Below are 15596 nucleotides of genomic sequence, written 5' to 3'. Positions count from 1 at the left end.
GATGCCATTGGCCGCATCGTCGACACTTACTCGCCCGCAGAATCCACAAACTACTTCGCCGCCGCAGGATATTTGCAACCTGATCGGCTAACGCTCTAGACTCATGGTCTTGGTCAGCGCCCCCGCCACGGCTCGCGATTGACGACTTCTTCATCGAATTGGCTGTGCACATGGACCGGCATTGATGCTTCTCCTTGTGAGGGATGCGCGGCTCGTTGCCCCAACGTCCATCGAGAAACTGCCCCGCCGAGATCGCGATCCGCTCCTGCGTAAACAGCGGACGAATCCGTTGCTTGGCCTGCCGCAACAAAGAGGCCCACAGCGTCGCGTATCTTCGACCGACGCTCCACCAATCATCAAATCCCGAATCATGGTCGCCCATAGATTCAGAACCACCCGAAAATTGCAACTGTAGTGCTAGACACGGTCGCCAAATGCATCGAACTCCGTCCGGATCGCTTGTCGGACTTCGGTTACGCGCATATTCCCTCCTTCAAGAAGCATCAGTGCAAGATCGGCGAATACGCCCTGCCCCAGAAGTCGTGCGTCATCTTCAGTCGGAATTGCGGAAGCCCTGGTCGACGCGGGCTACGTGCGCATTAGTTTCGACCACTTCGCCCTACCCGGCGACAATCTTGCCGCGGCGAAGCGCGAGGGGCGGCTGCGTCGGAACTTCCAGGGTTACACCGACGACGCCGGCGAAACGGATAAAAAGAACACAGTTTATCAATTTTTGGTTCTGAATTGCGCTACAGATTTGGCAACGCCAGCAGTACGTTATCGATCAGCCGGGTCGAACCGACGTAGGCTGCGGCACAGAGCGCCGCCGGAAGCCGCAGCGGACTCTCGGCACGCTTGAGCGTATCACCATCGACAAGTTCAAGGTATTGCAGCCGATCAACTGTCTCAAGATGCCGCTCGGCGATCGCAATCAGCTTATCCACCTCGCGCACTCCTGAGCGGAACTCATCCGCCGCGGCGAACAGCCCACGACTGATGGCAACGGCTCGCCGACGTTCTTCCTCGCTGAGATATCGATTGCGACTGCTCATCGCGAGCCCGTCCGGTTCCCGAACGGTTGGCACGGTGACGATCTCGATGGGAAGATTGAGATCAGTTGCCATGCGACGAACGACCGCGCATTGCTGAAAATCCTTTTGCCCGAAAAACACGACGTCCGGATGCACCATGTTGAACAGCTTGCATACGACGGTTGCGACGCCGCGAAAATGCCCACGCCTGAAAGCCCCGCATAGTGGCTTCGCCAATTCGCCCGGTTCGACGAAGGTCTCGAATTGAGCCGGATAGACTTCCTGTGCACCCGGCGCGAAGACAATCGCAACACCGGCATCGCGGCACAATTTTTCATCGCGCAGGAAATCGCGAGGATAGCTGCTGAGATCCTCGTTTGGTCCGAACTGAGTCGGATTGACAAAGATGCTAACGACGGTGACGTCGCATTGCGCTCGGCTCGTCTTGATCAGGGCCAGATGGCCATCGTGCAAATAGCCCATTGTCGGCACGAGCCCGACGCGTTTGCCCGCGCTGCAAGCCTTCGCGAGCTCACGACGAAGCTCAGCGACCGTGGTAATCGTCTGCATCGTAGCACCTTACATCAGGTTGGGTTGGGAGGAGCCCAGTTTGCGATGATGTTACCCAGGCTTTCAGGAAGCCGATAGGACTCTTGCGGCGCCGGGAACGCTCCACTGCGGACATCGGTAGCCCAGCGCGACAGCGCCTCCTGCAACAGCTGAAAACCATCAGCATAGGCGCGAACGAATTTGGGCCGATGACCTTCGGTCAGCCCCAGCACGTCATGGAATACGAGCACTTGGCCCGAGCACCCGGGACCCGCGCCGATTCCAATAGTTGGTATCGACAGCGATTCGGTCGCTCGCTGGGCTAGCTCGGCCGGAATGCCTTCAAGCACCAACGCGAAGCATCCGGCCTCCTGCAGACGGTGAGCGTCATCAAGCAGCCGCAAAGCGTCATCGGCTTTCCGGCCCTGCACCTTGAATCCGCCCATGATATTGACGCTCTGCGGGGTGAGGCCGAGATGGCCCATGACGGGAATTTCGCAATCGACCAGGGCACGCACCATCTCCACGCGCTTGGCTCCGCCCTCGAGTTTCACTGCATCTGCGCCTCGCTGCAGGAACCCTCCGGCGTTGCGTATCGTCTCCTCCGGACTAAGGTGAAAGCTAAGAAACGGCATATCGGCCACGAGCAAGGCACGGGGCCTTGTGCGCGCAACAGCTTCGAGATGATGATTCATCATCGCCATGCTGACTGGCAACGTGTTGTCGAATCCGAGGCAGACATTGCCAACACTGTCGCCGACAAGAATGATGTCGACGATGGGGTCAGCGATGCCTGCCGTAACCGCATCGTAGGCGGTGGTCATGGCGACACGCCGCCGCTCCTGCTTCCACCGCTGCAGGATTGGAATCGTGATCCGCTCAACTGACACTTCCAAAGCGTGGCTCATTTTCGATCCGTTCCGTCAAAGGTCGATTTCGCAGCTCGAAGCGATACTGATTTGATCTCACCTGGTCGCCTACGATTTTGAAGCCACGGCCCTCCGCACCGAATAAGCTAGGCGAACGGTAATCCGATTCTTGCGACCGAAGCCGTTGAGTATTGCGCGCATCCCCGGGGGACCACCCTTTTTCTATGGCGGACGAGTGAAAACTGTCAACCATGAAAGGGAAACATACGTCTCCAAAGTAGCAGGCGCGTGCATAAAAAATCCAATGGTCGCCCGACCATCAAGCAAGAAACTCCCCAGATTCAAATTGTCATTTGGAAGCGCCTTGCGTCACGCTGGGCCTCAGGGCGCGCCGATCCGATCATTCTGACGCAATTTGCGTGCGGCGTTGTCTTAACCGCATCTCCTGCATGTCGGACTGGCTGGCTCTGCCCCGGAGGCAATACTCTACCCGAGCGAGTTCGTTTCCGCGATGCAGTGGCCATGCACTGACAAAATGACGAGAACTGGCAGTTGCCAGGATGCCCCAGATACGGTCTTTGCAGACAATGAGCGTCCTGCCAAGCGGGTCGTAGGACGTACACTCGAAGGCGAGACAAAGCCAACTAGCATGGGAAGTGCTAGCAGCGACAAACAGCAGATTGCGCATGACTTGCCTCCGCTAGGCTTTGCTTAAGGATAGACCATCGAATTATATCTATTGATGTTGATCAAGCAAATGGCAGCCGCGCTTCCCTGGGCGATCGCATCCACCGATGTACTAGCGCGTTGGGCTCTCACGCGCACGCAAGCAACGCGGTTCAAGTGAAGGCAGTCTAAGAGTGCTCGATCAGAACCGCGGCACCTGGGGCGGCCATTTTGCCAAAACTTCGGCGAAGGCGGAGCAGCATTTCAGCGACTTTCCGGAAGGGAGCGCAGCCTTCCGGTGCGATGCAGCTGCGCGCTGAAAGCGCCTCCAGGCAAGCATGTGCACCAGGTACTACCTTTCTTCGTTGCTTCGCGACGAGCAGCGCCCGAAACGATAAGCTCCTCCCAGGCGCCATGTATGGCTGAGACTATCGCCACGTTCCGCGATGAAAGAGTTTCACGATCGATCTCTCTGCGGTGATCAGCCGAAGAGCGGATTCAACCTTGAAGTCACGTGCCGATGTCAACGCTTCGGGGGCTGGCGGCGGCCTTCCCCTTCTGTTTTATGACCCAGCCTGTATTCAACGAAAGAGCGCATTTTGCTGCAGTTCTTATGCGGCGATCCTGCAAGTGAGACCGTTTCATGCACGAGATCCGCGCGAAGCTAATGACCGTCGACGGAAGCATCTACTGAAAGTTGTCCTAGCGACTGATGATCAGGCGGTTCCTTACTTCGATGCAGAAATTCGTCTCAGAGATTGTCTACCTTGCGTAATAGCGGACGAAGAATCAAGCTAAACACCCGCCAGCGCGATCGTGCAGGGAGCCTGCCGTGCAGTGGCATCTGAGCGGCTGCCCGAGCCTTGCAGACTTTGCGATGAGGCTTCTGTCGCTTTGGGCGAAGTCAAACCGCAATGACCGACGGTCATCTATGATTCGACACATCGTATTATTCACCGCAAAAGATAAGGCGCATGTCGACAAAATAGTCGACGGCCTTTCCGTTCTCGCCAAAATCCCGCACGCACGCCGGCTTGAGGTCGCTCGTAACCGCAAGAGTGACCGGCTTGGCAACGAAATTGACGTGATCGTCTACGGTGAATTCGACGACGAAGTCGAACTCGAAGCCTATAAAGCGCACGAGCTTTATCAGGAGTCGATCCGGCAGGTCAGACCGCTCCGAGAGCTACGTCTCGCGGCCGATTACAGCATGTCAACAGATGCGGAGCCATTTGGCAGGCCCTACCCGCGGGCGCAATTAACCTGGCAGGCACGTAGGGGTTTTTGGGTGCCCGTGAGGCTCGCCTTCGCCGGGCGGGATTACAATCAGCCATGTATCGCTGAGCGACAGACTAATGCATGTATTGGAACTGCAGTGGATTGAGCCCGTCACAGCCATGCGACGCCTCTCGATCGACGGTCGCTGCAAGCTGCGCCCGGCTCCGCTCGGACTCGCGCCTTAACTCCTCAACCGATCGTGGCATGGCCGTAACCGCCTATCGTTCTTATTTGAAAGCGAACTCACGCTTTGTTGAATCGTTCCTCCGCGGATTTGGGGCCCCGGTTTCCCGTCGGACCTGAAGACTCGTTCCTATTCCCGAGCCCGGCGTACAGCCCCTCCAGCTTCTCCTTCTGCTTCTCTCAACGAGCCTCTTCGGCTTGAGAGCGATTTTCGACCACCGCGCGTTCGGCTTCGATGGTGCTCGCCACTTGATCATGCTCCCGCTCGGATTTCTCGAGTGCTGCTTGCGCCTTCACGACTGCCTGTTGGCGCCGCTCGCGCGCCTTCTCCCTGGCTCCGCGTTTCAGCCTTCGCTTCAACCTTCTCCTCCCTTTCGAAAGCCAGGGAGGCTTGCCCGCTGCTTTAACGGGTGAAGGAACGGACGGCGGAAGCAGACCGGCACATCGGATGGTGGTCGCGCGGACAACCGCGGCTAGACTAGTGGATATTTTCATCACCACCTATACGAAATATTCCTGAAACCCGCTGCTTCTATCCTCGGGCCGGCACAGGGAGTGAATTTGATCATCTGGTTTTTATCCGCCTTGTGCAGACTTCAGGGTCGCCGACAGGCGGCCCTTTCTTCGTTCCCTATCGCGGCGTCCTAACGAGGACGGCCATTATGCCAAAGGAAAATTGCCTGATCGTTCTTGCTGCCGGAAGACAATTGGATTTGTACGGGGCGAAGCCTCTCGCGTCGCAAAAGAAAGCAGTGCTGATTGGTGGAGCGATCGCCTCGAGATAGGCAAGCGGTTTTGTTTTGTTGAGGATAAGCCAAAGCGGCGTTCGCGCTAACCTGCGACAGCTTCGGCATTGCCTGCCGAGACGGCTAGCTCAAACAGACCCAAGCACCGAAACGCGCAGCGTGAATCGGCGAGCCTTGAGGAGCAACGGGTCTCACTGAGCTGGGGCTTTTTTGTCATCGAAGTCGGCGGCTTCGGCGTTCCGCTTTTCGGGGAGCCATCGCGCCGTATTTCTTCCGCTTGGCTTGCCACCCATTTTATTGGCGCAGGCCGGGACCCGCCAGAAATCCCGCGGCGATTACGACGCCGCCCGAATGCGACGATTGCGAAGTTGGGCAATAGCTCTTAGGACTGACATTTGCTGCTCCTACTATGCTTATCCAAAACCGCCACGTAAATATGCGCGTGGCTTGGAGAGCCTATTCCAAACCGACTTCTGCAAACCGACTTCGGATTGCGAGCGATTTCCTCTAGCCAGAGGCCCGCCAGCGTGAACCGGCGGGCCTCTGGTCTCAGCGTTTCAGCCGTCGGATGCGTCCTCAGCAGGCGGTTCGTCTGGAACACGTGCCGGCAGAACAGTGCAGGCGCTCTGCCCTAACGAATTAATGCGCCGAGTGTTACCGATTGTATAACTGGAAGGCCAAGTATGGCAGGACGGACGTCTCCGACGCCAAGCGCCTGAAGGCCTTGGAAGACGAGAACGCCAAGCTGAAGAAGCTGCTCGCCGACCAGATGCTCGAAGCCTCGGCATTACGCGAGCTTCTGTCAAAAAAATAGTAGGACCCGCCGCCAGGCGCGAAGCCGTCGCGCATCTGCAGGCCGTCATGGGCCTATCGGAGCGTCGGGCCTGTTCCTTCGTCTGCGCCGATCGCAAAGCAGTCTCGCCGACCGCCAGAGACGGAGTTGCACGGCAGGTTGCGTGACCTCGCCAACGAGCGCCGACGCTTCGGCTATCGGCGGCTGGTTCATCCTGCTCAGGCGCGAGGGCGAGGCATCCGGGTCAACCGTATCTACCGTCTCTATCGCGAGGAAGGTCTGACGGTTCGCAAGCGTCGGGCGCGACGACGAGCCGTCGGCACGCGGGCGCCGATCCTGTCGAGGCAAAGCCGAATGCGCGCTGGTTGGATTTCGTGCATGACCAGTTTGCCGGCGGCTGACGCTTCCGTGTGCTCAACATCGTCGACGACGTGACGCGCGAATGCCGCGATCCCGGACACCTCGATTTCCAGCCATCGGGTTGCTCGCGAGCTGACGGAACTGATCGCCCAGCGCGGCAAGCCAGGCATGATCGTCTCCGACCACGCACCGAGTTCACCTCGAACGCCATCCTTGCATGGTCGAAGGATCACGGGATCGAATGGCACTACATCGCGCCAGGCAAGCCGATGCAGACGGATGTTGTAGAATAGCCCTATCGGCTCAGAATGCCGCCTTTTCCACAACCTTCGTCTTGCCGGGCCGAATCCGCCATCGGGAAGTCGCTGCTGTGTATGCAGCTTCCGCCTTCTCGGCTTGCGCGCAGTGGCGACGGCCGCGATATGCTTCGATTCGCGAGGCTGGGAAGTGCGACACGAACCGTTGCAAACCGGTGGATCGGAAGCCCTGCACGGTTCGTTCCCGTTTCGCAGCGGCACATGCGAATGCTCAACGCGATCGTCAGCCCCTTGTGCCAGCGATGCTCGACTTGCGGCATCTGGGTCTTTGCCGCGCCCGCAATTTGTCGGTGGTCATGCGCCTGGGCCCGCAGCCCCGCTTCTTCAGCAACCGGGTCGGCAGGCGCTTGGCAGCCTTGGCCTTGCGGGCAGTTGGACGATCTCGTCGAGCACATAGGATGTGCTCGAGGTACCCGAGCGCGAGGTTGGTTGGCATAACCTGCTGCGGATAAGCCGGAGCTCGCTCAAACCACCACCTATCAGGGCAGCGAATTAGACCTTTTCCGCTTTGGGAATCTCAAGTGAGTCAGCCAACAAGCTCGTTGGTATTGGAGGCTGGCTGAGTGGCGGCCGCCTCGCCGCGAAGATAGGCGTGCAGCGCCTTCACGCAGGGATCCGCATTCTTTTTGTCTTGTTTGCGGGGCGGCACGAACGTGATATCGGCTTGTGCATAAAGCGGCGTGCGCTCGCGCATCAGTCGGCTGATTGTCTGATCCCGGTCGGGGCCTTGCAGCAGCGGGCGGTTGATACCTTTCCTAAGACGATGTTGGATCACGTCGAAGTCGGTGTTGAGCCAGATCGAGACGGCTTTCTCCCCGACGAGACGCCGGGTCGACTCATGCATGATCGAGCCGCCACCAGTCGCGATCACCGCGGGCCCTTCATTGAGCACACGCGCGATTACCCTCGCTTCGAGCTCCCTGAACCACTCCTCGCCATGGGTATCGAAAATCTGCGGTATCCGTTTACCGGCATCTTTTTGGATCTTTTGGTCGGTATCGATGAAGGGCAGCCGCAGTCGCTCGGCGATGGCCGGGCCAATGGTGGATTTTCCGGCGCTCGGCATGCCGACAAGCACGATCGGCCGCACGCCGAGGGCGGCGATAATCTCGCTTGCCTCCGTTGACCTGGCGATCTCGGGCATTCTTGATTGTTCGAAAGCTCGCAATCCAAATGCCGCAGCGGCGCCGCCCTTACGATCTCCTTCGGCTCCCCAGTGGTGTATGCCCAGGGCGCCGTCGGGGATCGCAATCTGTGTGCAGACCTCTCTCGTCCGCTGCACCAGTTTCTCGGCCTTAGCTTGCTCCAAAGCATCCTCGCTTGATTGCCGCCGCAGCCTGCCGAGAATTTTATAGGTGTCGTGATTGGCAAGCTTGGCTTGATAGCTGCCTGGCGTGTGGAACTCCACTTCGAAGCGATAAGCTTCCGACGTGGTGAGCACTGTCTTGATGCCGACGAAAGTCGGACTGCGCATTCTGAACCAGTTGGTTGTCTGGCGTTCGGTGTAGTCCCGCTCCTCAAAGGCCAGCATGGCTTTCTTGAAGGCACGTGTAAAATCCTTGTCAGGAATTTCTAAGACGTGGCGTACGGCGTTGCTGAAGAGCTGTGGGGCGCTGCCGGGCGGGATGCTCATGCCGGTGAGCTGATCTGTCATGGAGGCATGCGATTTCAAGCGGCGCTCCAGATGGGGCATCTTCACCTCAATGCCGGCTTCCGCAAGAATTCCGGCAATCTCGCGTGCCGCTGCGGTGATTTTCCTCTCTTCGGCTATAGCTCGGTCAGCCTCATTTTGGGCGCGTTCTGAGGCCTCCTCGCGGGTCAGCGTGATCATGTCAGCATCGTCGGCGGCGGGCCGGAGGCCGGAGGGTTTGCGCAAAATGCCCTGCTCCGCAGCGAGTTTGATCGAGGTCTCCATGATTGAAGCCGCCAGAGTGGGGTTGTCCCTCAGATCCTCCAAGGTCGCATCGACATCAAACCTTCCGTGGGCGAGGGTCGCCGCCACGCCCTTGACGTAGGGCACGGACTTCAAGCCCGGCGTCTCGTAGAGGAGCCGCTGAAGGTGACTGCTCTTCTGGAAAAAGAGGTTGGCGCCAGTATCGGATTTATAGGCATCAGTGCCGACCTTGATGCCGAGGCTCAGCAAGTTGTTTGCGCTTTTTACGAGGTCGTCCGCATTGTAACCATCCGGGCGGGGATCGATGCGGGGAGGATAGTGGTCGAGTAAAAGCTGGATGCGGTCTCGTGGCTGAGGCGTTGCCGGATAGGTCTCCGCCAGATCCGGGAAAAGATTGCAGAGCCTTGCGCTGAGGCTCGGGTTTGCGGCGTTCGAGCTTTCGATTGTTTCGGGCAGGGGTTGCTCATTCGGCTTCACTGCCCATGCCGCTAGGTCGTCGACGAGCAACTCGGCCATTTCGCGAGCAACCAGATGTTTGGCGACCTCAATCTCGCTCCTCGCTCTCGCAAACGTGTTCTGGATATCCTGGCTACTCACCTCTTCCTGGCCCAACAGCTGACGGATCTCTCGCCTGAGCTCGTGGTGAACGCCCTCATAGGTGCCAAAGACAGCACGCTCGGCAAACCAGCGTTGTGCTTCATGGGATTGAGCCAGAAAGTTTCGCTGCAGGCAGCTATAGGTTTCCAGGACATCCTGCGTGGCGGCGAGGATCTGGCGGGCGCGACCGAACTGGTAATTGTCGCCCTCAAGCGCCGGGGTATGCGACTTTGGCGGCTTCAGCGACGGAAGTCCGAGAGCTTGCTCCTTGCGATCGAACTGGCGCACATGCTCGTAAAGCTGCGGCCGGTCGCCGACGATGACGACGGTGTCCCCGTCGAAGTCCCCGTCAAGTTTTTTCTGTTCACCGATCGGGACGGCAACCAACGAGCCCGGAGCGAACACCTCGGTAGCCTGCAGGATGCCGACGCACTCGAGCGGCGTGTCCACCTTGGCGCGGTCCTTGCTCGAGGTCCAGCTCGAATGGCATTTGACGTCCTCGGCAGACATCACCAGCCCACGGTCGGCGTAGCCGGCCGGCCACATCTTATCCGGCACAACCATCAGAATGCCTTTGGCAAAAAAAGTCGGATCGTCGCCCGCCAGTTCCTTCCCCGACTTCTGGGCGACATTGAAGCTGTATTGGATGGCTGTGCAGTTTTCGAGGAACACAGCGGTCGGGTCCCCCTTAACGGCCGACTTGACTCGCTCGGCGGCAAACGGGCGCAGATTGGGCTTGTCGTAGGGCGAGCGCCCGATCAGCACCCCGCTCGCCCCCATCAACGTCTCGCTCTTGAGCGTCGGCACATGGAGACAGTCATCGCTGGACGGTACGGCAACCGCGCCGGGACCGTCGATGTGTCCGGCCGTCACGGTGCGAAACAACTCTTCAGACGTCAACTCTCGCCCTTGTCTGCTCTCGAGCCAGGTTTTGGCCTTCTCCCGCGCCTCATCGGTCACCGGCTCGCTTCGGGGATAGTGTTGCAGCGCCGATGCGGGAACGGACATTCTTCTTCCCTCACCAAAGGCAGGCACCCGATCAGGACCTTCCTGTCGGCGGGCGCGATTTACAGCTGGCATACGGTTGGCCAGCGAGGCCTTGATGAAACCGCAACCATCATGCGGCCGCAAGGCGATCGGGCCTTCTGGCCCAGCCAGCTTGAAGGGATGCTCCTCGCCGGCAGGACGGTCCGGCAGCAGCGACAGTTTGAAGGCGCCCTCCAGCGCGTAGTCCCGAGGACCTAGGTCCTTGATTGCCGGCGGCGCGGCAAAACCCCTGCGCTGAGTGTAATAGTATGCCTCTTTGAAAGGGGCCCAGGCACGCGACAGCTGCTCGAACGCTGTGCCCGGCGCCGTTTCGGCATACGGAATCGCCAGCAGCTTTCCCCCGGAAGACTCTGCCCTCGCCCCACCTGGAAGGCGGGCGGCGATCTGCGACACGGGCTTTTTGGGCGGCTTTAACTTGCTTCCGCCGAACAGGTCCATGCGGTATGGCACACCCTCGACGGTGACCGTACGCGCCAGCATGAACGCGCTCGGCTTTCCTGGCAGCTGGACCGCGACGACGGGCAAAACCCCCGAGGTCAGGCGATGAAAAATCGAATAGCGTGTCTCGGGCTCCGTGGCCACTGGCCGGCCCTGCATGTCCACCACTGACAACTGCATAAGTCCCGCGTCGCCCTGCGGAGGTCTGGGCTCGTGGGCCATGGTTCGCAACACTTGATGGACGTCGAACACGGACGCTGGATGTTGGGCCTGGACCGTCGCCGCATTCTGCGCCAAGAACGTGTCCAGCGCATCGACCGGACTCTCCGCCGCGATCTCCGCCATCAGGTTCCAGCTCATGTTGGAAAGATCGCCTTCGACGAGGCCGCCCGTTTTGTCCAAAATCTCCTTAGTCTTGCGCTGCAGCTCTTCCTGCCTCACCCGCAAATCGGACTTCTTGCCTTCGACATAGGGCCGGCGGAACAATGCCGCCAAAACCGCACGGGCCTTGAGCGTTTGATAGATCGACAAGGCGGGGCCACGGCTCGAGTACGGCCCTCGGGCTCGCTCGGCATCGCTTGCTTTGAGATGCCCCTCGATCTTGTGCTCGACGATCGGTTGAATGTCGTTCAGCAAGTTTAAAGCCCGCCTCCGGTGCCAGCGCAGGTGCGGGCTGCGCGCCAGCGGCAGCAGAGCGATGCAGAGAGTACCCATGATTTCGAGGTCGTTCTCAGCGGCAAAACCAGGGGCACGATGCAGTTCCGTCAGCCGGTCTAACCCCGTGCGTGCGAGCAAACCGAGATCGTCAAACAATTGAGCCTTAGCCAGCGCTTTGAAAATCATGGCGATGTTCAGAACCTGGGCCTGCTCCAGGCGATCACTGGCATAGTGAAGGTAGTGGGCCAGATCGTGCAGCCGATTCTTCAGCAGAGCGGTCTCTATGATCTCTCCAGTGCCCTCTCCCCTCGTGACACCTCGCCCCAGAGCATTGGCTATCATGCTGAGCTGAGTTGTGGTGAACGCTCCGAATCGGAGGTCTCCCGAGCCGAGTTTGCCCGCTATGTCGATTATCGCCCCATGGCACACCGCCTCTTCCGGCCACTTGCTAAAGCCGTTCACCAGGATCGCCAGTTCCCGCGGAGTAAACTCAAAGAGCCGGTTGTCACGGCGAGAGACCTCGTTGGCAATCGCGACTGTGGCTTGGCGAGTGTCCTGCTCTTGCAGCCACTTGCTGAAACCGTTCACCAGGTTCGCTAGACCCTGCGGAGTGAAATCAGACAGCCGGTCGGCGCGAAGGACCTCATCGGCGATTACAACGGTGGCGTGACGTGAGTTCTCCTCTTGTGGGCACTTGCTAAAGCCGTTCACCAGATTCGCTAGGTGCTGAGAGGTAAAATCGGAGAGCCGGTCGGCGCGGCGAAGCACCTCACCGGCGATCACAGCGATGGCGTGACGTGAGTTCTCCTCTTGTGGCCACTTGCTGAAACCGTTCACCAGGTTCGCCAGACCCTGCGGATCAAACCCAGAAAGCCGGTCGGCGCGGCGACGGACCTCATCGGCGATCGCCAGCATGGCGTCGCCACAGCCCGTCTCGTCAGGCCACTTGCTGAAACCGTTCACCAGGTTCGCCAGACCCTGCGGATCAAACCCAGAAAGTCGGTCGGCGCGGCGACAGACCTCACCGGCGATCGCCAGCGTGGCGTCGCCACAGCCCGTCTCGTCAGGCCACTTGCTGAAACCGTTCACCAGGTTCGCCAGACCCTGCGGATCAAACCCAGACAGCCGGTCGGCGCGGCGACGGACCTCGTCGGCTATTTCAACTATAGCGCTGCGGCAGTCTGTTCTTTCCGGCCACCTGCTGAAGCCGTTCACCAAGCTCGACAAGTGCTGGGGAGTAAAACTGGAGAGCCGGTCCGCTCGGCCAGCGCGGCGACGAACCTCGTCGGCGATTGCAAGTATAGCGTCGTTGCACTTCGCCCCCTCGGGCCACCTGCTGAACCCGTTCACGAGGTTCGACAAGTGCTGGGGAGTAAAATTGGAGAGCCGGTCGCCGCGGTGATGGACCTCGTCGGCGATTTGAACTATAGCGTCTCGGCAGTCCTGCGGCCACTTGCTGAAGCCGTTTACCAAGTTCGCCAACGCCTGTGGATCAAAATCAGAGAGCCCGACACCGCGGCGGCCCGCGCGGTAACGCACCTCGACGGCGATTTGAACTATAGCGTCTCGGCAGTCCTGCGGCCACTTGCTGAAGCCGTTCACCAGGTTCGCCAACGCCTGTGGATCAAAATCAGCGAGGCAGACATCGCGGCGACCCGCGCGGCGACGGACCTCGACGGCGATTGCCCTCATCGCACCGCGACACTCCGCCTCTTCCGGCCACTTGCTTAAACCGTTCACCACGGTAGCCAGGTTCTGCGGACCAAAGTCAGAGAGCCAGACATCGCGGCGGCCCGCGCGGTGACGGACCTCGCTGGCGATTGCCCTTATAGCACCGCGACACTCCGCCTCTTCCGGCCACTTGCTCAAACCGTTCACCACGATGGCCAGGCTCTGCGGACCAAAATCAGAGAGCCCGGGAGCGCGGCGGCGAATCTCAGCGGCAACTGCTATTGTGGCCTCACGAGAGTTCTCCTGTTCCGGCCACTTGCTGAAGCCGTTGACCAGCAGGGCGAGACTTTGAGCGTTGAGCTCCGAAAGCGCTCCGCGTTGCTCACGAAAAAACCTGGCGATTCGGATCATTCCATTGCGACATTCCGCCACCCGGGGATATCGACTGAACGACAATACGAATAGGGAAAGCGTTTTGCTTTCGACGTCGTTTAGCGCATTGCCGAGGCTCGACACCTGAGCTGCCATGGCCCTGCAAGCTTCCACGCCTGCCTGACCTCCAGCCTCCCGGCTCATCGTGTTGCATGAGGTGGCGTACCCCCATGTATTCCGGGCGCGGATATCTTGTTCCCATCTTGGGACAAATTCGCGTTTGAACTCGGAAGCGGCCTTTTGCAGGAATGTTGCGTGGTCCGCTCGACCCTGCAGCTTCCTGTCATACTCCACCACAGCGCATGAGAATTTAGTGATATCGCCAGCGAAAGAAATGTCATGTAAAGCGTTATTAAGTAGGTTTTCCGAGTATCCACGCTTGAAGCTCTGTTCGGCTACATGGACGAAACGCCGCCTTCCCGGTCCTGCACCCGGGTCGGACTCCGTTTGCCTATGGGGTGGCACCGTGTCTGGTTGCGAGCTTCTGGATCCTTGATTGCCGAGCCAGGGTTTGTCATCAGAACCTAAAGAGGTTTCTTCTCGACCTGGCGCTCCACCCTCCGGCACTGGGGGAAAACCGCACCGTCGCGCAGTGGCTTCACGTGGCGCAGCGCCCAGGATCCGATGTGCGCCAACGGAGGGTCCGGAAGATCTGTCGCCAAGGGCATCATCGGCACCGCGCGCAATGCGAGCGAAGGACGTCCTTCTATCTTGAGGCCCAGAGTGCATCCGCTCCAGGACGGAATCGAACGATTGGCTGCCTTCCCCAGGGGCAAAACTTGATTCCGAGTTCGCCGCCTTCGCCAGTCCCTGCGCCTCGGACAACATCATCTTGAGCCGGACTGTTTTCTCGTGCACTTCGTGCACATGCGCAAGCGTGAGCAGGCCGCGTCGACGAGGCTCTTCCAGCGCGTCCAGACAGGCCTGCATCTCGGCGGCCTGCGTCTGCAGGCGCTCGACCACGATGCCCAATACGTGATCGGCGTCCTCGGGCTTCATCTGGCGCGCTTGCGAGACGGTCCTTTGCTGACCAGCCAGATCGAACTGCAAAAGTTCGTCCAACCGCTTGACCAGTGGCGCCAACGCCTCCGTCGACGCCGGGGCCTGCCAGACCGCCGAGTGTGCCGCCGCCGACGACGCACTTGCATGCGCCTCCTTGGCGCTCACAAGCTTCTTCGTACCTAGATCCGAGCGCACGAGAACCTTGTCCGCTGGCGCCGTGTCGCTGTCGCCCGCGGCGACTTGCGGCTCGGGCCGCCCGGCCGAACTCGCCGCGTCAGCAGCCGGCTTGCGGTTGCCTTTCCCCTCCCTGCGCGCTGCGGTGCCTTTGGCCACCGCTGCCTTGCCGGCAGTGTCGGCCGGTATCGTAGCGCCAGCGTCGGCCGGCGGTGCAATGATGGCTGACGTTTTCAGCTGCAGTGCCAGGAAGTGCATGACCTCGTGCGCAGTGATCCGTGCGTCGTCCACGATCTGGCCCAACAGTTCCAATGGGAGGCTGGCACCTGTTCGGTTATCGCTTAGCTTGGCAAGGATATCGTCGTGCAACGCCAACGCAAATTCCGAAAGCCGTTCCATGACTCCTTCCAGAACGGTGCAGTGCTCTGCGTCGAGTGCCGCTCCGTCCTTGTGCAGAACGGCTTCCTCCGTCGAGAGGAATGCCGGAAAAACATGCTCGACAAAGGTCCCGAGCAGACGCACCCCCCCGTTCTCACCCATGAGGGCGTCCCTCACGGCTGGTTCAAACGTGCTCGCCTGAGACTCAATCATAAGTTGCGTGAGCGCAATCCGCGATTGCAGACACCTGTACCTCGCATGAAGTACCAAGCCGGTATTCAGGCGTAGTGCGGCCTCTTCGGGCTTCCGCATCTCGGGCGTCGTGCTTGGCAAGTTGGCGGTGGCCTCGCAGACGGACACCATCCGTTCCGAGCGCAACAGCTTCTTTCCCCACCACTCCATGCAAGCCACATGCTCCTTCGCCACACTGGAAGCCATTCGGCTCAGCTGGTCGGGGGTAGCGTTGGATTGGAGCGTCCGCTTGAGCAGGTCTGCCGTACGCTCTCTGCGCTTT

General features: G+C 59.8%; 5 protein-coding genes and 3 pseudogenes. 2 read left to right on the top strand and 6 right to left on the bottom strand.

Annotated features, from left to right (window positions below):
• Positions 1-749: 749 nt before the first annotated feature.
• From panC to IVA95_RS10295, 3 genes are all read right to left on the bottom strand, one after another.
• On the bottom strand, positions 750-1601 hold the full coding sequence (gene panC, locus IVA95_RS10305; RefSeq protein WP_247510370.1) for a pantoate--beta-alanine ligase: 852 nt from the start codon (positions 1599-1601) through the stop codon (positions 750-752).
• A 14-nt stretch (positions 1602-1615) separates the two neighbouring features.
• Entirely contained in the window at positions 1616-2488 is an 873-nt protein-coding gene (panB, locus tag IVA95_RS10300; protein ID WP_247510369.1) for a 3-methyl-2-oxobutanoate hydroxymethyltransferase, read from the bottom strand.
• 302 nt (positions 2489-2790) lie between these two features.
• The gene (locus IVA95_RS10295) at positions 2791-3072 is read right to left on the bottom strand and encodes a DUF3551 domain-containing protein (RefSeq protein WP_247510368.1); all 282 of its coding nucleotides are present in this window, start codon (positions 3070-3072) and stop codon (positions 2791-2793) included.
• A gap of 974 nt (positions 3073-4046) precedes the next feature.
• Here IVA95_RS10295 and IVA95_RS10290 point away from each other — a divergent pair.
• Positions 4047-4337, top strand: a pseudogene (locus IVA95_RS10290) (Dabb family protein); the annotation flags it as partial.
• Positions 4338-4756: 419 nt separating this feature from the next.
• Here IVA95_RS10290 and IVA95_RS10285 read toward each other — a convergent pair.
• Positions 4757-4936 carry a hypothetical protein gene (locus IVA95_RS10285; protein WP_247510367.1) on the bottom strand — a complete coding sequence of 60 codons (180 nt, stop codon included), beginning with the start codon at positions 4934-4936 and terminating at the stop codon, positions 4757-4759.
• 1050 nt (positions 4937-5986) lie between these two features.
• Here IVA95_RS10285 and IVA95_RS10280 point away from each other — a divergent pair.
• Positions 5987-6750 (top strand): annotated as a pseudogene (locus IVA95_RS10280) (DDE-type integrase/transposase/recombinase); the annotation flags it as partial.
• A 169-nt stretch (positions 6751-6919) separates the two neighbouring features.
• On the opposite strand, the pseudogene IVA95_RS10275 reads toward IVA95_RS10280, so the two are convergent.
• Together IVA95_RS10275 and IVA95_RS10270 are read right to left on the bottom strand one after the other, a co-directional pair.
• Positions 6920-7207: pseudogene (locus IVA95_RS10275) on the bottom strand (DDE-type integrase/transposase/recombinase); the annotation flags it as partial.
• A gap of 111 nt (positions 7208-7318) precedes the next feature.
• On the bottom strand, positions 7319-15596 hold an 8278-nt coding region (locus IVA95_RS10270; RefSeq protein ID WP_247510366.1), incomplete at its 5' end, for a shikimate kinase.

Source organism: Bradyrhizobium sp. 157, assembly GCF_023073815.1.
GTDB lineage: Bacteria > Pseudomonadota > Alphaproteobacteria > Rhizobiales > Xanthobacteraceae > Bradyrhizobium.
Note: the sequence above shows the minus strand (reverse complement) of the source record. Positions and strands in the feature narration are given on the sequence as shown.